At 67.9% G+C, this 17,210-nt stretch carries 17 protein-coding genes; 13 read left to right on the top strand and 4 right to left on the bottom strand.

The annotated features are described in order from the left end of the window. Nucleotides 1-29: 29 nt before the first annotated feature. The 3 genes from C265_RS11820 to C265_RS11810 all read right to left on the bottom strand — a co-directional run bounded on the left by C265_RS11820 (nucleotide 30) and on the right by C265_RS11810 (nucleotide 2,884). On the bottom strand, nucleotides 30-521 hold the full coding sequence (locus tag C265_RS11820) for a DUF421 domain-containing protein (protein ID WP_010811693.1): 492 nt from the start codon (nucleotides 519-521) through the stop codon (nucleotides 30-32). A gap of 161 nt (nucleotides 522-682) precedes the next feature. Next, nucleotides 683-1,675: a tripartite tricarboxylate transporter substrate binding protein gene (locus tag C265_RS11815; protein WP_010811692.1), complete on the bottom strand. Its 993-nt coding sequence runs from the start codon at nucleotides 1,673-1,675 to the stop codon at nucleotides 683-685. Between the two features lie 114 nt (nucleotides 1,676-1,789). Beyond that, nucleotides 1,790-2,884, bottom strand: a complete 1,095-nt coding sequence (locus tag C265_RS11810) for a porin (protein WP_010811691.1) — start codon at nucleotides 2,882-2,884, stop codon at nucleotides 1,790-1,792. Nucleotides 2,885-3,198: 314 nt separating this feature from the next. Between C265_RS11810 and C265_RS11805 the strand changes: the two genes are divergently transcribed. The 13 genes from C265_RS11805 to C265_RS11745 all read left to right on the top strand — a co-directional run bounded on the left by C265_RS11805 (nucleotide 3,199) and on the right by C265_RS11745 (nucleotide 16,483). After that, complete coding sequence (locus C265_RS11805) at nucleotides 3,199-4,083, top strand: alpha/beta fold hydrolase (RefSeq protein WP_010811690.1); 885 nt, start codon at nucleotides 3,199-3,201, stop codon at nucleotides 4,081-4,083. Between the two features lie 250 nt (nucleotides 4,084-4,333). Beyond that, nucleotides 4,334-4,639 carry a recombinase-like helix-turn-helix domain-containing protein gene (locus tag C265_RS11800; protein ID WP_010811689.1) on the top strand — a complete coding sequence of 102 codons (306 nt, stop codon included), beginning with the start codon at nucleotides 4,334-4,336 and terminating at the stop codon, nucleotides 4,637-4,639. A 40-nt stretch (nucleotides 4,640-4,679) separates the two neighbouring features. Beyond that, nucleotides 4,680-5,741, top strand: a complete 1,062-nt coding sequence (locus C265_RS11795; RefSeq protein WP_010811688.1) for an aromatic ring-hydroxylating dioxygenase subunit alpha — start codon at nucleotides 4,680-4,682, stop codon at nucleotides 5,739-5,741. Next, nucleotides 5,734-6,507: an SDR family oxidoreductase gene (locus C265_RS11790; RefSeq protein ID WP_010811687.1), complete on the top strand. Its 774-nt coding sequence runs from the start codon at nucleotides 5,734-5,736 to the stop codon at nucleotides 6,505-6,507. The genes C265_RS11795 and C265_RS11790 overlap by 8 nt, the downstream gene beginning before the upstream one ends. Before the next feature lie 34 nt (nucleotides 6,508-6,541). Next, nucleotides 6,542-7,078 (top strand): cupin domain-containing protein, encoded by a 537-nt coding sequence (locus C265_RS11785; protein ID WP_010811686.1) that lies wholly within the window; start codon nucleotides 6,542-6,544, stop codon nucleotides 7,076-7,078. A gap of 38 nt (nucleotides 7,079-7,116) precedes the next feature. Continuing rightward, nucleotides 7,117-7,971 carry an IclR family transcriptional regulator gene (locus C265_RS11780; RefSeq protein WP_037024198.1) on the top strand — a complete coding sequence of 285 codons (855 nt, stop codon included), beginning with the start codon at nucleotides 7,117-7,119 and terminating at the stop codon, nucleotides 7,969-7,971. A 5-nt stretch (nucleotides 7,972-7,976) separates the two neighbouring features. Then, complete coding sequence (locus C265_RS11775; protein ID WP_011616778.1) at nucleotides 7,977-8,780, top strand: SDR family oxidoreductase; 804 nt, start codon at nucleotides 7,977-7,979, stop codon at nucleotides 8,778-8,780. Next, nucleotides 8,773-10,488, top strand: coding sequence for a thiamine pyrophosphate-binding protein (locus tag C265_RS11770; RefSeq protein WP_010811683.1), 1,716 nt, complete (start codon nucleotides 8,773-8,775; stop codon nucleotides 10,486-10,488). Before C265_RS11775 ends, C265_RS11770 begins: the two co-directional genes overlap by 8 nt. A 12-nt stretch (nucleotides 10,489-10,500) precedes the next feature. Further along, entirely contained in the window at nucleotides 10,501-11,301 is an 801-nt protein-coding gene (locus tag C265_RS11765; protein ID WP_010811682.1) for an aspartate dehydrogenase, read from the top strand. Between the two features lie 41 nt (nucleotides 11,302-11,342). Beyond that, nucleotides 11,343-12,821: an aldehyde dehydrogenase gene (locus tag C265_RS11760; protein ID WP_010811681.1), complete on the top strand. Its 1,479-nt coding sequence runs from the start codon at nucleotides 11,343-11,345 to the stop codon at nucleotides 12,819-12,821. Nucleotides 12,822-12,844: 23 nt separating this feature from the next. Then, nucleotides 12,845-13,819 carry a VOC family protein gene (locus C265_RS11755; protein WP_010811680.1) on the top strand — a complete coding sequence of 325 codons (975 nt, stop codon included), beginning with the start codon at nucleotides 12,845-12,847 and terminating at the stop codon, nucleotides 13,817-13,819. 26 nt (nucleotides 13,820-13,845) lie between these two features. After that, the gene (locus tag C265_RS11750) at nucleotides 13,846-14,802 is read left to right on the top strand and encodes a PDR/VanB family oxidoreductase (protein WP_010811679.1); all 957 of its coding nucleotides are present in this window, start codon (nucleotides 13,846-13,848) and stop codon (nucleotides 14,800-14,802) included. A gap of 373 nt (nucleotides 14,803-15,175) precedes the next feature. Continuing rightward, complete coding sequence (locus C265_RS11745; RefSeq protein ID WP_231881505.1) at nucleotides 15,176-16,483, top strand: MFS transporter; 1,308 nt, start codon at nucleotides 15,176-15,178, stop codon at nucleotides 16,481-16,483. 61 nt (nucleotides 16,484-16,544) lie between these two features. On the opposite strand, the gene C265_RS11740 is transcribed toward C265_RS11745, so the two are convergent. After that, nucleotides 16,545-17,063: a MarR family winged helix-turn-helix transcriptional regulator gene (locus C265_RS11740; protein ID WP_010811677.1), complete on the bottom strand. Its 519-nt coding sequence runs from the start codon at nucleotides 17,061-17,063 to the stop codon at nucleotides 16,545-16,547. Nucleotides 17,064-17,210: the final 147 nt, after the last annotated feature.

The following is a 17,210-nucleotide window of genomic DNA, read 5'->3' as shown; positions in this document are numbered from 1 at the left end:
CCGGCCGGTGCCATGCGCCGGCCAGGCGCTTACTTCTTCTTGACCACGCTGACCTTGCCGTCGGCCTCCAGGTACAGCGCCTTGACCTCGTCGATCGATTCCAGTCCCTCCTGCCGGTACTTGGCTTCGAGCTCTTCGTCGGTGATGGATTCGCGCCGCATGTTCTCGCGCAGCTTGGTGCCATTGCGCACCAGCAGCACCTTCCTGGGTTCGGCAAAGCGCTGGAAAGCGGGGGAGTGGTAGGCCAGCAGGTCGATCAGCCGGTTCCAGGCGATCAGCGTGACCACCAGCAGCACGGCATCGGCGACGCTCTCGCCGTTGCCTGCCATGCCGTTCTGCGCGGCGTCGGCGACGATCACCACCAACAGCAGGTCGGCGATGCCCAGCGAGCCGATGTCGCGCCGGACCACGAAGCGGAACAGCAGGAACAGCACCCAGTACATCAACGTGCCGCGCACGATGATCTCGAGCGGGGACAGGGTCAGGAGGAGGGCTTCGCGCCAGTCGAACGACAGGTCCATGCGCGCTACCCAGCAACTTCCGGGCCACTTTGCAACGATGGCGGCTGTGGCGCGGGAGTCGCCGCGCCGCGGGTAATTCTTACACCTGGCGCGTACGGTTTGCTGCGCTGAAAGCCAGGCGTCCCGCACGCGGCGGGGACGCCTGGCGGTCCGGCCTCAGGCTAGTCCGCCTGGATGCCGAACTCCTTGACCACCTTGGTGTAGCGGGCGGTGTCGGCGGCGATCAGCTTCGACAGCACCGCCGGCTCGCCGCCCGCAGGCGTGACCGCGATGGTGGCCATGCGCGCCACCACGTCGGGCATCTTCAGGATCTCGTTGACGTGCGTGTTGAGCGTGCGCACCAGGTCGGCCGGCATGCCCTTGGGTCCGAGCAGGGCCTGCCAGGCGCCGATTTCCACGTCCTTGTAGCCCAGCTCGGCCAGCGTCGGCACGTTGGGCGCGAACGGCGAGCGCTTCTGGTCCGCAACCGCCAGCGGCACCAGGCTGCCGTTGCCGACATACTGCGAGATTGCGCCATAGGTGATGTAGGTCACCGGCACCTGCCCGCCGATCACGTCGACGATGGCCGGCGCCAAGCCGCGGTAGGGCACCTGGCTGATCTTGATGCCGGCGGACTTGTTGAACATTTCGCCCATGATGTGCATCGGCGAGCCATTGCCGGGCGTGGCATAGGTTTCCACCTTGCCGGCCTTGGCGCGCGCCACCAGCTCGCTGACCTTGGTGATGCCGCTGCCCTTGTTGACGACCACGAACAGCGACTGCGTGCCGATCTGGCTGATGGGAGTGAGGTCGTGCTGCACGTCATAGCTGGCGCCGGTGCCGGCCTTGAGCACCAGCGGCGCGAGGGCGACGGTGTTGGGGGCCAGCAGCAGGGTGTAGCCGTCCGGGTTGGCGCGCGCCACGTAGGCGCTGCCGATGGTGCCGGCGGCGCCGGTGCGGTTTTCCACCACCACCGACTGCTTCAGGCGCGGGGCCAGCTTTTCCGCGAACAGGCGCGCCAGCACGTCGACGTCGCCGCCGGCCGGATAGGCTACAACGATGGTGATGGGCTTGTTCGGGTACGCACCCTGGGCCAGGGCGGTGCCGCCGGTGGCAGCGACCAGGGCGGTCGCGGCGGCCAGCGTGGCGAGTACTTTGCGGCGTACGGACTTCATGATGTTCAGACCTCTGTAAGACGTGGCGCCCGGACGGGCCGGGGCCAATGGCTGTGTTGGCGTCCGGCGCCTTGCATGCGCCGGACGGTACCGCCGGGGGGGGCGCGGAGGAAATCAGAAAACGTGCTTGATGCCGATCATCGAGCCCCACTGGTTCTCGCCCGGGCGCGGGTTCGAGCCAGGCGAGCCGCCGCTGACCGACATGGCCAGCTGGCCGCCGTTGTTGATGAAGCCGGCGGTGGCGTACACCGAGGTGCGCTTGCTGAAGCTGTACATCGCGCGCAGCGTATACAGCATGGCCTGGTTGTCGCTGCCGTGGTAGTTCAGGAAGTAGACCTGGCCGGCCAGGTTGACCGCGGGGGTGATGTCGTAGGACGCGCCGGCGTAGTACAGGTCGCTGATCGGGGTGGGGCTGCCCTCGTTGTCGCGGCGGATCCAGCCGGCGCCGATCTTGGTGCGCTGGAACAGCATGTAGCCGCCGAGCGACAGGCGGTCGTCGGTCAGGTTGCTGTTGGTCAGGCCGCCGAAGGCGCCCGGGCCGCCGCGCTGCGAGTCATACGCGGCGGTGACGCCCCAGGTCTTGTTGTCGTAGCCGAGCATGGCCGACCACTGGCGGCACGCCTTCTTGTCGGTGGCGTTCTCGCCGGCGCAGTTGGTGCCCGAGGGGCTGGGGCCGGCGTTGACCGCATCGCGCCCGAAGCTGTAGGTGGCGCCCACCACGAAACCGCTGAAGTTGGCCTTGTACGACACCGCGTTGTCGGCGCGCGTATTGGGCAGGTAGCTGTCGAGCGAGCCCGAGCCGTACACGTTGGGCCCCAGGACATCGCTGTCGAGCGTGGCCCAGAACAGCATGGTGTACTGGCGGCCGAACGACAGCTGCCCGTACTGGTTGCTCAGCCCGACCAGCGCCTGGCGCCCGAACAGGCGGCCGCCCTGGTTGGAGGTGCCCGAATCCGGCGAGAAGCCCGACTCCAGCACGAAGATGCTCTTCAGGCCGCCGCCAAGGTCTTCAGTGCCGCGGATGCCCCAGCGCGAGGGCACGGTCGCGGTCAGGTTGGGCATGCGCACCAGGCCGTCGCCGTTGGCGCCGACATTGCTCACATACTCGACGCCCGTGTCGATGACCCCGTACAGGGTGACCGAGGATTGTGCCGAGGCCAGCAGGGGGAAAGCCGCGGCCAGGCCTGCGGCGATTCGTGCAAGTTTCATCTACCAGTTTCCTTCCGTTTTCCGTTTTGTCGTCTTGTCGTCCGCTGCCACTGCGGATGGCGGCAGCGGATGCTGTTTCGGTCTCTTTTGTGTTTTATATATGAAACATCAAACAACATAAGAAACGTCAAGCAAAATATAGCTGCGAGTTTCCACAAGATGTGAGGAGGGTTATCCCTAGTGAGGCGACGCCGCGACGGCTAACGCCGGCTCTGCGCGGAGGTTTCCGATCTTTCTATCGTTAACCCTCATCCCGGCTGGGCCCCGACACGCCTATGCTTTAAAAGTTTTATTCTCAAACCTAAGTTTTATATATGGAACAAAATCAGCCCCACATCCTGGCCGAGCCAGACCGGCAGTTGCTGGAAGCCCTCGACAGCGGGTTTGCCCAGCGCGTGGTGCAGGTGGGCGCGGACGGCGAGCGCGTGGCTTACCGCAGCGGCGGGAGCACGGGCCCGGCGGTCGTGCTGCTGCACGGCATCAGTTCCGGGGCGGCGTCGTGGCTGCCGTGCGCGAGCCTGCTGGCCGCGCACGCGCGGGTGATCGCCTGGGATGCGCCGGGCTATGGCGATTCGTCGCCGCTGCCGCAGGCGCGACCGCTGGCGTCGGACTACGCGCAGCGGCTGGACCGGCTGCTGCAGGCACTGGGCGTGCAGCCGGCGTTGATCGTCGGGCATTCGCTGGGCGCGCTGATGGCGGCGGCCTATGTTGCCAACGCGCGCCAGCTGCCCGCGCGCCTGCTGTTGCTCAGCGTGGCGCAAGGCTACGGCGGCGCGGGCAGGGAGGCACAGGCAAGGGAAGTGGCGCGGCAGCGGCTGGAGGCGCTGGAATCCCTGGGCGTCGATGGCCTGGCGCAACGCGGCCCGGCCCGGCTGCTGAGCGAGGAAGCCGACCCCGGCGCCCAGGCATGGGTGCGCTGGAACATGCAGCGGCTGAACCCGGACGGCTACCGCCAGGCGGTGGCGATGCTGTGCGGCGACGACATCCACGCCTACCTGGCGCGGCGCCCCGATGCCTTGCCCACGCAGATCGCCTGCGGCAGCCGCGATGTCGTCACCACGCCGCCAGCCTGCGGCACGCTGGCCGAACGCTTCGGCCTGCCGTTCTCGCTGATCCCCGATGCCGGCCACGCCTGCTATATCGACCAGGCCGCCGCCACCGCGCGGCTGATCCGCTCGGTGCTGGACGACGCCACCTGAAGCCACCGCGGCGGCGCCTGCCGCCGCATCCCGAGCGGTGTCGCGCAGCTTGCGCCACCCGTTCCAGATTTCGTATGCCGATCGCGGGTTAACCCCAGTCAATTTTTGCGGCCGCGTTGTCTATAGTCGTACCTGTGTTCAATATCTAAACCAGTGTTTCATTAGTAAAACGTAGCCAGGCGATCGCAAGACCGGTCGGCGAGGCACGCGGAACACGGTCCCCCCGCTGCAAGACATGGAGCAAAGCGCAATGGAAAGCCTCTCGTACAACCCGAACCTGGTGCCCTGGGAGCGTCCGGCGCCGAACAACGTGGCAGGCAAGGGCCATATCGAGCAGCCCGGCAAGGTCGCCAACATCGTCTGGCAGACCCGCGCCGCCGCGCCGACCGCCTATGAGAACGCGCTGGGCGATGCCCTCGAAGCCGCGTTCGAAGGCGGCGCGCAGAACCCGCAGGACATCGTGCGCGCCTTCAATGACGCCGGCTTCCTGGGCGTGGACGGCCAGCCCTGGACCGAAGAGCGCTTCCTGTCCGAAATGCGCCGGCTGGGTGCCTGAGCCCGCCCCAGTCCAAGTCCAGCCTCGAAGCGAGAAAACCATGGAATCGAACAAGCAAGCCCGCACCGAAGCCCGCCTGAACACCGGCCTGCGCAACTACTGGTACCCGGTCGCCGCCTCGTGGGCGGTGTCCCATGCCCCGATCGGCATTACCCGCCTGAGCCAGAACATCGTGCTGTGGCGCGACGGCGAAGGCCAGGTCCACGCCCTGGAAGACCGCTGCCCGCACCGCGGCGCGCGCCTGTCGATGGGCTGGAACCTGGGCGACCGCGTTGCCTGCTGGTACCACGGCGTCGAAGTCGGCGGCGATGGCCAGGTCAAGAGCGTGCCGGCGGTGGAAAGCTGCCCGCTGGAAGGCCGCACCTGCGTGCGCAGCTACCCGGTGCAGGAGAAGGCCGGCGCCATCTTCCTGTGGTTCGGGGACCAGGCCCCGCAAGGCGAGGGCAGCCCCGACGAACTGCGCCTGCCGGAAGAACTGGTCAGCGAGGAACACAGCAACTTCCTGTGCGTGGCGCACTGGGACTGCAACTACCGCTACGCCATCGACAACGTGATGGACCCGATGCACGGCGCCTACCTGCATGCGGTGTCGCACTCGATGGCCAGCGGCGAGAAGTCCGCCGTGATGCAGGTGCGCGAGACCGAGCACGGCCTGGTGTTCGAGAAGACCGGCCAGCGCGGCGTCAATTTCGACTGGGTGGAATTTGGCGAGACCGGCACGCTGTGGCTGCGCCTGGCGATTCCGTACCGCGCCAGCGTCGGCCCCGGCGGCCCGTTCGGCATCGTCGGCATGGCCACGCCGGTGGATGAAGACCACTGCATGGTGTTCTTCTGGCGTACCCGCCACGTGCAGGGCTGGGAGCGCGACGTGTGGCGCTTCCTGTACCGCAACCGCCTGGAGCAGCTGCACTGGGACGTGCTGGAGCAGGACCGCGTGGTGCTGGAAATGATGGCCCCGAACGCGCGCGACCACGAGATGCTGTACCAGCACGACGCCGGCATTACCCGCGTGCGCCGCCTGCTCAAGCGCCGCGCCGAGCAGGAAGTGGCCGACGAGCCCGTCGCCACGCTGCAACCCGCCGGAGCCGCCAGCCATGCCTGAGGCAAACACCAACAACACGCTGCTGGCCGGGCGCAAGGTGCTGGTCACCGGCGCCGCGCGCGGACTGGGCCTGGCCTTCGTCAAGGCGCTGGCCGAAGCCGGCGCCACCGTGGCCATGGCCGACATCCTGGCCGAGCGCCTGCAGCAGGAAGCCGACGCCCTGCGCGCCCGCGGCCTGAAGGTGGTGCCGGTCACGCTGGACCTGTCCGATCCGGCCTCGGTGCAGGCTTGCGCCGAGGCCGCGGTCAAGGCGCTGGGCGGGCTCGACGGCCTGGTCAACAACGCCGCCGTGACGGATTCCGGCGGCCGTGACGCCGCCGCCATCGACATCGCCACCTGGGACCGCGTGATGAACGTCAACGTGCGCGGCACCTGGCTGATGACCACCGCCTGCCTGCCGGCGCTGCGCGCCAGCGGCCGCGGCGCCATCGTCAACCTGGCTTCGGACACGCCGCTGTGGGGCGCGCCCAACCTGCTTGCCTACGTGGCGAGCAAGAGCGCCATCATCGGCATGACCCGTTCGCTGGCGCGTGAACTGGGCAAGGACCAGATCACGGTGAACGCCGTGGCCCCGGGCCTGACGCTGGTGGAAGCCACCGAATACGTGCCGCAGCACCGGCACGACCTGTACCGCGAGCAGCGCGCGATCACGCGCGAGCAACTGCCCGACGATGTTTGCGGCGCGGTGCTGTTTGCACTGTCCGACCTCGCCCGTTTCGTGACCGGCCAGACGCTGGCGGTCAACGGCGGCTTTGTCATGCATTGATCCAACCGATCCACTGAAAACAGAAGGAATCCAAATGAGCGATCTTTCTCAACCGCAAAACATCAAGCGTTCCTGGGACCAGCCGGAGAACGCTTCGTTCGACCAATGGATGGAAAGCCGCGTGGCGCGCTTCTCCACGCGCAAGTACGACTGGGACGCGCTGAAGTTCCAGGCCGACTACGACCCCAAGTACCGCCGCGCGCAGATGCGTTACCTGGGCACCGGCGGCACCGGCGTGGCCGCCGACACCAACACCGTGCCGAGCGAGCATTTCACCTTCTCCACCATGATCATCCCGGCCGGCCATGAAGGCCCGTCGCATATCCACACCGACGTGGAAGAGGTGTTCTTCATCCTGCGCGGCAAGGTCAAGCTGATCCTGGAAAAGGACGGCGAGCGCTACGAGACCATCCTGACCGACCGCGACCTGGTCTCGGTGCCGCCGGGCGTCTACCGCGAGGAAATCAACATCGGCGAGGAAGACGCGCTGATGTGCGTGATGCTGGGCGCGAAGAAGCCGATCACGCCGACCTACCCGCCCGAGCATCCGCTGACGAAGATCAAGCGCTGATGCCGACGAACGTCCGTCAGCACGCATCCACCGAAGCCATGAGCAGCAACCCCATCCCGGCCACGCCCGCCGCCAGCGGAACCCCGGACAAGTACATCGTCCCGGGCCTGGAGCGCGGCCTGCGCCTGCTGAGCGAGTTCAGCAGCAAGGACCGCACCATGTCGGCAGCGGAACTGGCGCGCCGCCTGAAGGTGCCGCGCTCGACCGTGTTCCGCCTGCTGGCCACGCTGGAAATGCTGGGCTTTGTCGAGCGCGCCGATGGCGGCCGGGATTTCCGGCTGGGCATGGCCGTGCTGCGCCTGGGGTTTGAATACCTGGCGTCGCTGGAGCTGACCGAGCTGGGCCGCCCGCTGCTGGAGCGGCTGCGCGACGAGATCGGCTATCCCAGCAACCTGGTGGTGCGCGACGGGCGTTCGATCGTCTACGTGGCCAAGGCGGTGTCGCCGCGGCCGTTTGCCAGCTCGGTCAACGTCGGCACGCGCCTGCCCGCGCATGCCACGGTGCTGGGGCGCGTGCTGCTGGAAGACCTGTCGCTGGCGGAACTGCGCACGCTGTACCCGGAGACGCAGCTTGCGGTGTTTTCCGAGAGCACGCCGCGCACCGTCGACGAGCTGCACGAGATCGTGCAGCGCGACCGCGAGCGCGGCTACGTGCTGCAGGAAGGCTTTTTCGAAGCCAGCATTTCCACCATCGCCGCGCCCGTGCGCGACCGCACCGGCAAGGTGGTGGCGGCGTTGGGCGCCACCATCCCCGCCGCGCATATCGATCCGGCGCAACTGGATGCGATGGTGGAGAAGGTCAGGGATACCGCGGGCGAGTTGTCGCGCCTGCTCGACTACCGCCCGTCGCTGCGCAGCAGCGGCGCCAAGGTGGTGAATCTGTATCGGGAGTGAGGACAATGTCCATGATTGAACTCGGCGGCAAGGTTGCCGTCGTCACCGGCGGGTCCTCCGGCATCGGGCTGGCGACCGTCGAGCTGCTGCTCGAAGCGGGCGCCGCCGTGGCCATGTGCGGCCGCGACGAGAACCGACTGCGCAGCGCCGAAGCGCAGCTGCGCGAGAAATTCCCCGGGTGCCGGCTCCATGCCGCCACCTGCGACGTGCTCAAGCCTGAACAGGTCGCCGCCTTTGCCGCTGCCGTGCAGGCCACGCTGGGCAACGTCGACATGCTGGTCAACAACGCCGGCCAGGGCCGTGTCTCCACCTTCGCCAACACCGAGGACGCGGCCTGGATGGAAGAACTGCAGCTCAAGTTCTTCTCCGTGATCCACCCGACGCGCGCGTTCCTGCCGCAGCTTGAGAAGTCAGGCCAGGGCGCCATCGTCTGCGTCAACTCGCTGCTGGCGCAGCAGCCGGAGCCGCACATGGTGGCGACTTCCGCCGCGCGTGCCGGCGTGCTCAACCTGGTGCGCTCGATGGCCACCGAGTTTGCGCCCAAGGGCGTCCGCGTCAACGGCATCCTGATCGGCCTGGTCGAATCGGGCCAGTGGCGCCGCCGCTTCGAGGCGCGCCCTGAAGCAGACCGCCACCTGGACTGGGCCGCATGGACCGCGCGCCTGGCCCAGCAGAAACATATTCCCCTTGGCCGCCTGGGCCTGCCGGTCGAGGCAGCCCGCGCCATCCTGTTCCTTGCCTCGCCGTTGTCTTCGTACACCACGGGCAGCCATATCGATATCTCCGGAGGACACTCCCGTCATGCCTAATCAACAACAGTACGAGCAACAGCAGGTCACCGTCGGTTGCGCCATCACGGCGTTTCTCGAGCAGTGCGGCGTCAAGGCCGCCTTCGGCGTGATCTCGATCCACAATATGCCGATCCTCGACGCCATGGGCGAGCGCGGCAAGATCCGCTTCGTGCCGGCGCGCGGCGAAGCGGGCGGCACCAATATGGCCGATGCCTATGCCCGCACCACCGGTGGCCTGGGCGTGTGCCTGACCAGCACCGGCACCGCCGCGGGCAACGCCGCCGGCGCCATGGTGGAAGCGCTGACCGCCGGCACGCCGATGCTGCATATCACCGGCCAGATCGAAACGCCTTACCTGGACCAGAGCCTCGCCTACATCCACGAAGCGCCGGACCAGCTCACCATGCTCAAGGCCGTGTCCAAGGCCGCCTTCCGCATCCGCAGCGCCGACACCGCCATCAGCACCATCAAGCTGGCCGTGCAGACCGCGCTGACGGCGCCGACCGGCCCGGTCAGCGTGGAGATCCCCATCGACATCCAGGCCGCGCTGATCGAGATGCCGGCCGACCTGCAGCCGCTGACGGTGCCGCAGCACGTGCCGTCGGCACATGCGCTGGACGCGCTGGCCGAGCGCCTGGCCAAGGCCAAGCGCCCGCTGCTGTGGCTGGGCGGCGGTGCGCGCCACGCCAGCAAGCAGGTGCAGCGCCTGCTGGACCTGGGCTTCGGCGTGGTCACCAGCACGCAAGGCCGCGGCATCGTGCCGGAAGACGATCCCCGTTCGCTGGGCGCCTACAACCTGCATAAGCCGGTCGAGGCCTTCTACCAGACCTGCGACGCGATGCTGGTGGTGGGCTCGCGCCTGCGCGGCAATGAAACCCTGAAGTACGAACTGAAGCTGCCGCGCCCGCTGCTGCGCATCGACGCCGACCCGGCCGCCGAAGGCCGCTGCTACCTGAGCGACTACTTTGTCAGCGGCGACGCCGCGCTGGCGCTGGACGCCCTGGCGGATCGGCTTGAAAAGCGCATGCAGATCGACCCGGCCTTCGCCGCCGACCTGCGCCGCGCCCATGACACCGCCGTCAACAGCCTGGTCGACGGCCTGGGCCCGTACTCGGCGCTGGTGCAGGCGCTGCAGGGCGCGGTCGGCCGCAGCTTCAACTGGGTGCGCGACGTGACCGTGTCGAACAGCACCTGGGGCAACCGCCATCTGCGCATCTTCGATTCGCGTGCCGGCGTGCATGCGCTGGGCGGCGGCATCGGCCAGGGCCTGGCGATGGGCATCGGCGCCGCGATCGGTGCTGCGGCGACCGCTTCGGGCAAGAAGACCTTCACGCTGGCCGGCGACGGCGGTTTTATCCTGAACCTGGGCGAACTGGCCACCGCGGTGCAGGAACGCGCCGACATGGTGATCGTGCTGATGAACGACAAGGGCTACGGCGTGATCAAGAACATCCAGGACGCCCAGTACGGCGGCCGCCGCCACTACGTGGACCTGCATACCCCGGACTACGCCACGCTGGCCAAGTCGCTGTCGCTGCGCCATGCGCGCGTGAGCAACCTGGCCGAGGTCGGCGCCGCGCTGGAAGCGGCCACGGTCGAGTCGGGCCCGTTCCTGCTGGAGATCGACATGCTGTCGATCGGTTCCTTCAAGACCATCTTCGCCGGCCCCCCGGTGAACAAGGACAACGAAGAGCCGGCGCGCGAACAAACCACTGTCACCGCCTGAGGGAGACCGGAGATGCTGCATGTGTCCATGGTTGGCTGCGGCGCGATCGGCCGCGGCGTGATGGAATTGCTCAAGAGCGATCCCGAGGTGGTGTTCGACGTGGTGATCGTGCCGGAGCACACGATGGACGAGGCCCGCGACGCGGTCACCGCGCTGGCGCCGGGCGCCCGCGTGGCGACGCACCTGGACGACCAGCGTCCCGACCTGCTGGTCGAGTGCGCCGGCCACCATGCGCTGGAAGAGCACATCGTGCCGGCGCTGGAACGCGGCATCCCGTGCATGGTGGTGTCGGTGGGCGCGCTGTCCGAGCCCGGCATGGCCGAGCGGCTGGAAGCGGCCGCGCGCCGCGGCGGCACCCAGGTGCAGCTGTTGTCAGGTGCGATCGGCGCGATCGATGCGCTGGCCGCGGCGCGTGTCGGCGGGCTGGACGAAGTCATCTACACCGGCCGCAAGCCGGCTCGCGCCTGGGCCGGCACGCCGGCCGAGCAGCTCTTCGACCTGGATGCGCTGACCGAGGCGACCGTGATCTTCGAAGGCACGGCCCGCGACGCGGCGCGTCTGTATCCCAAGAACGCCAACGTGGCCGCCACGGTGTCGCTGGCAGGCTTGGGGCTGGACCGCACCTCGGTCAAGCTGCTGGCCGACCCGCATGCGGTGGAGAACGTGCACCACGTGGAAGCGCGCGGCGCCTTCGGCGGCTTCGAGCTGACGATGCGCGGCAAGCCGCTGGCGGCCAATCCCAAGACTTCCGCGCTGACCGTGTTCAGCGTGGTGCGCGCACTGGGAAACCGGGCGCACGCGGTATCGATCTAGTCCCGGCAGCCAACGCCCCACAGACTTAGCAGGCAACGACAATGAAGACGCAAGAAGTACTCCCCATCTGCATCGCGGGCGAATGGCGCCTGGGGACCGGCGACCGCTATGGCACCCGCTATCCGGCTACCGGCGAAGTGGTGGCCGAACTGAACGCCGCCAGCCTGGCGGACGTGGAAGAAGCGGTGCAGGGCGCCCATCAGGCCTTCCTCACCAGCGGCTGGGCCCAACGCAAGCCGCATGAGCGCGCCGCCGTGCTGTACCGCGTGGCCGAGCTGATCCGCGCCCAGGGCGAGCAGCTGGCCCAGCGCCAGCGCCTGGACAACGGCAAGCCGATCAGCGAGACGCGCGCCCTGGTGGCCAGCGCCGCCGGCACCTTCCAGTTCTTTGCCGCCGCCTGCGAGACGCTGGAAGAAACCATCACGCCGCAGCGCGGCGACTGCCTGACCATGAGCGTGTACGAGCCGATGGGCGTGGTTGCGGCGATCACGCCGTGGAACTCGCCGATCGCCAGCGAGGCGCAGAAGATGGCGCCCGCGCTCGCCGCCGGCAACGCCGTGGTGGTCAAGCCCGCCGAGGTCACGCCGCTGATGGCGCTGGAGCTGGCGCGCATCTGCGAAGAGGCCGGCGTGCCCAAGGGCCTGCTCAGCGTGCTGCCCGGCAAGGGCTCGGTCATCGGCGACGCCATCACCAAGCATCCGCTGGTGCGCCGCGTGTCGTTCACCGGCGGCACCACCACCGGCAAGCACATCGCCCATATCGCCGCCGACAAGATGATGCCGGTGTCGCTGGAACTGGGCGGCAAGTCGCCGACCATGGTGTTCGACGATGCCGACCTGGACCACGCGGTCAACGGCGTGCTGTACGGCATCTTCAGCTCGTCGGGCGAGTCGTGCATCGCCGGCTCGCGCCTGTTCGTGGCGCGCTCGCAGTACGAGGCCTTTATCGACCGCCTGGCCGCGGGCGCCGCGCACCTGCGCGTGGGCGACCCCGCCGACGAGCGTACCCAGATGGGCCCGCTGATTACCGACCGCCACCGCGACAGCATCGAGTCGTACGTGGCCGCCGGCGTGGAAGAGGGCGGCCAGCTGCGCACCGGCGGCCTGCGCCCAGACGTGGCCGGCCTGCCCAACGGCTATTTCTACACGCCGACCATCATCGAAGGGCTGGATAACAACGCCCGCATCTGCCAGGAAGAGATCTTCGGGCCGGTGCTGGTCGCAATCCCGTTCGACGACGAGGATGACCTGATCGCGCAGGCCAACGACAGCGTCTATGCGCTTGCCGCGGGCATCTGGACGCGCGACTACAAGCGCGCCTGGCGCGTGGCACGCGCCGTGCAGGCGGGCAATGTGTGGATCAACACCTACAAGCAATTCTCGATCGCGACGCCGTTCGGTGGCTGGCGCGACAGCGGCCTGGGCCGCGAGAAGGGGCGGCTTGGCATCCTGCAGTACATGGAGCAGAAGAGCGTGTACTGGGGCCTGAACGAACAACCGCTGCCGTGGGCCAACCACTGAACCCGGCAGGCTGGAGAGAAGCAATGATCAAGGTATTGGGGATCGACGAGATCGTCTACGGCGCGGATGACTTTGACGCCTGCCGTGGCTTTTTCACCGACTGGGGCCTGGCCATCAAGCGCGACGATGCGCAGGGCCTGGATTTTGAAACGCTGAACGGCTGCCGCGTGCTGGTGCGCCGCATCGACGATGCCACGCTGCCGCCCGCGATCGAGGCCGGCCCGACGCTGCGCGAAGTGGTGTGGGGCGTCGAGTCACAGGCCTCGCTGGACCAGCTCGCCAAGGCAATCGCTGATGCACCGGGCTTCGTGAAGCAAGGCGAGGGCGATACGCTGCGCGTGGGCTGCACCGATCCGAACGGCCTGGCCGTGCGTTTCCAGGTCACCCGCAAGCATGACGTGCAGGTCGAATGCGCGCTGATGAACACGTGGAACGACAAGCCGCGCCTGAACCAGCGCAGCCCGATCTACGACCATGCCACCCCGATCGAAGTGGGCCACGTGGTGTTCTTCGTCAAGGACGTCAAGGCCACTGAGCGCTTCTATGTCGAGAAGTTCGGCTTCATGCCGTCGGACCGCTACCCGGACCGCGGCGCCTTCCTGCGCTGCACGCCCGAAGGCGGCCACCACGACCTGTTCCTGCTGCAGCTGCCGGAACCGAAGAGCGGCCTGAATCACGTCGCCTTCACCGTGCGCGACATCCACGAAGTCTTCGGCGGCGGCATGCATGTCTCGCGCAAGGGCTGGGATACGCAGCTCGGCCCGGGCCGGCACCCGATCTCGTCGGCCTACTTCTGGTACTTCAAGAACCCGGCCGGCGGCCTGATCGAGTACTACGCCGACGAAGACCAGCTCGACGAACACTGGGAGCCGCGCGCTTTCGAGCCGGGCCCGACCATGTTCGCCGAATGGGCGATCGAAGGCGGCATCGACGGCAACACCCGCCGCCAGAAGAACGCGGGCGGACCGGCAGGCAAGTTCCTGACCGAGAAGCGGTAAGTCAGCAGCAATCGAAGGAAGCAGCAATGAGTGCCCACCAGTCCCTGACCCTGCGCGTCCACGCCATGCGCTATGAAGCGCGCGGCGTGGTCAGCATCGAACTGCAAGATCCCGAAGGGAAGACCCTGCCCGAGTACAGCCCGGGCGCCCATATCGACCTGCACCTGGGCAACGGCCTGGTGCGCAGCTACTCGCTGTGCGGCGCGCCCGAAGCGCGCCGGCGCTATACCGTGGGCGTGCTGCTGGACCGCGGCAGCCGCGGCGGTTCGCGCTACGTGCATGAGCAGCTGCGCGTGGGCGCCACGCTGACCGTGGGGGCGCCGCGCAACAACTTCGAGCTGGACGAAAGCGCCGCGCACACCGTGCTGGTCGCCGGCGGCATCGGCGTCACGCCGATCGTCTGCATGGCGCGCCGCCTGGCCGAGCTGGGCAGGTCGTTCACGCTGATCTACTGCGCCCGTTCGCGTGCCGAGGCCGCATTCGTCGAACAGCTGTCGGCCCATGGCGATGCCGTGCACTTTCACTTCGACGACGAGGCCGGCGTGCCGCCGGACCTGAACGCGATGCTGGCCGGCCAGGAGGTGCAGACGCACTTCTACTGCTGCGGCCCCGGTCCGATGCTGAAGGCGTTCGAGGCTGCCTGCGAAGCGCATGGCTACCCGAACGTGCATATCGAGCGCTTTGCCGCCGACCCCTCGACCGAGGCGGTGCAGGAGGGCGAGTACACCGTGTCGCTGTCGCGCACCGGCACCACCGTCAAGGTGCCGTCCGGCAAGTCGCTGCTGGACGCACTGCTCGATGCCGGCGTGCAGATGGACTACAGCTGCCGCGAAGGCGTGTGCGGCTCGTGCGAGACCGCGGTGCTGGAAGGTTGCCCCGACCATCGCGACAGCGTGCTCAGCAACAGCGAGCGCGCCAGCAACAAGACCATGATGGTGTGCGTGTCGGGGTGCAAGGGCAGCAAGCTGGTGCTGGACTTGTAATTTCGCGATTGTGTTCTCCCCTCTCCCGCGCGCGGGAGAGGGGCGGGAGAGAGGGCCAGCGCACGCCGTAGCCGATGCGCTGTCGAATCCCGACTGCCTCTTCCCAGGCCGCCGGGCAAGCCGCGGCATCTGCCGTTATCAAGTGCCTGCCCTCTCCCCGGCCCCTCTCCCGCAAGCGGGAGAGGGGAGCAACCCCCGAAGAATCAAACCGAGAAGCCCCGTGTTAACCCAGAGACAAGACGCAGCGTCCCCCGGCGCACCGGTGGCCGCCACCGCAGGTATCGTGACCACGGCCGACAGCGCCGGCCAGAGCGCGGCGGCGGCCCGCAGCGGCCCGCTCACGCGCGGCAATATCGTTGCCCGCATCGAGCGCATGCCGGGCAACGCCATGCATATCCGCGCCCGGCTGCTGATCGGCCTGGCCACCTTCTTCGATGGCTTCGACGTCATCGCCATCGCAGCCACGCTGCCGCTGCTGATCGCGCAGTGGTCGCTGACGCCGGGCCAGATCGGCGTGCTGATCGCTGCGCCTTCGGTCGGCCAGCTGGTCGGCGCGCTGCTGTTCCCGGGACTGGCCGAGCGCTTCGGCCGGCTGCGCTCGATCGGCTGGAGCGCGGGCATCATCGGCCTGATGAGCATTGCCTGCGGCTTCGCGCCGTCGTTCGAGATCTTCTTGCTGCTGCGCATCGTGCAGGGCCTCGGCCTTGGCGGTGAGCTGCCGGTGGCCGCCACCTATATCAACGAAGTCACGCGCGCGCATGGGCGTGGGCGCTTCGTGCTGCTGTACGAGGTGGTGTTCCCGATCGGCCTGATGGTGTCCAACGGCGTTGGCGCCTGGCTGGTGCCGCACTACGGCTGGGAGGTGATGTACTTCATCGGCGGCGTGCCGCTGGTGCTGTTCTTCATCCTGCGCCGCGTGATCCCGGAATCGCCACGCTGGCTGGCGGAGAAAGGCCGTCTTGAAGAAGCCGATGCCGCACTGCGTGCGTTCGAGGCGCGCGCCAAGGATCCGCTGCCGCCGCCGGTCAATGCCGGCAGCTACGACCGCATGACCCAGCACCCGCGCCGGCGCGTGCGTGACCTGGTCAGCAAGGCCTACCTCGGCCGCACGCTGGCGGTATGGATGCTGTGGGCAACCTGCGGCTTTATCCAGTACGGGCTGTCGACGTGGCTGCCCACGGTCTACAAGACCGTCTACCACGCGCCGCTGCAGCTGGCGCTGAACCTTGCCGCCGGCGCCTCGGTGCTGGGCGTGGTCGGTTCGCTGGTGTGCGCGATGATTGTCGACAAGGTGGGCCGCAAGCCGGTGATCAACGTGTCGTTCCTGCTGTGCGCGCTGTCGCTGGTGCTGGCGGGCGTGTTCCACGCTTCGAACGTGTACGTGGTCGCTACTTTCTGCGCGCTGGCGATGGGGTTCCTGGCCAGCGGCTTTATCACCGCCTATGTCTATACGCCGGAGCTGTATCCGACCAGTGTGCGGGCGATGGGGTGCGGGCTGGGTGGGGCGTGGCTGAAGCTGGCGGCGATCTTCGCGCCTGGCCTGATCGCCAGCACCATTGGCAGCGGCAACCTCAGCGTCGCCTTCTTCGCGCTGTCCGTGGTGCCGGCGCTGGCGGCTGTCACCGTGCATTTCCTTGGCATCGAGACCAAGGGGCGGGTGCTGGAAGAACTGGAGGTCTGAACGGGCGTGCTGGTCCCGTTCCCTTCGGGCCGCCCCGCAATCCGGGTGCGGCACTTTTTCTTTATTCCTGCGTGCGCAACAGCTTGCGCAGCCCCTGGTAAACCGCTTCCCGCTCCTCCGGCGACAACTGCCGGATCACCTGCGCCTGCCCCCGCCGCGCCAGCGGCATCACCTGGTCGTGCAGCGCGGCACCGGCTTCACTGATCGCGCAGATCAGCTTCTTGCGCGGCGTGTTGCCGGCTGAGGTCAGCCGCACCAATCCCCGATCCTCCAGCAGCCGCAGCGTGCGGCTCACCAGCGCCTTGTCCGAGGTCGACTGGGTCACCAGTTCGGCAAACGGCAGTTCGCGCGCGTGCGCCAGCAGCGCCAGGATGCGCCACTCCGGCACGGTCAGGCCGAACTGTTCCGCATAGGGCTTGGTCACCGTGCTGCGCAGCGCGGTGACCAGCTGGCTCAGCATCGTGGTCAGGAAATTGTCGACGGTCAGGCCGCTGCCGGCCTCGTCGAGGTCGGTCCACGGGCTGGTGTTGTCGGTGTCTGGCGCGGGCTGGCCGTTGGCGGGCGCGGCGTCACGGGGCATGCGTTCCTCTTGGTCAGGGTCTGCCGGCCGCGGAGTTCGGGCCGGTTGGCGGGCCCGATTGTCTCACAGGCGCTCGCCAATTCCGCCACCGGGTGTCGCTTTCGTGTCATGCAAAAGAATTAAGCAAACTAAATAATGTCAATAGGT

It is taken from the genome of Cupriavidus sp. GA3-3 (genome assembly GCF_000389805.1).
GTDB lineage: Bacteria > Pseudomonadota > Gammaproteobacteria > Burkholderiales > Burkholderiaceae > Cupriavidus > Cupriavidus necator_D.
Note: the sequence above shows the minus strand (reverse complement) of the source record. Positions and strands in the feature narration are given on the sequence as shown.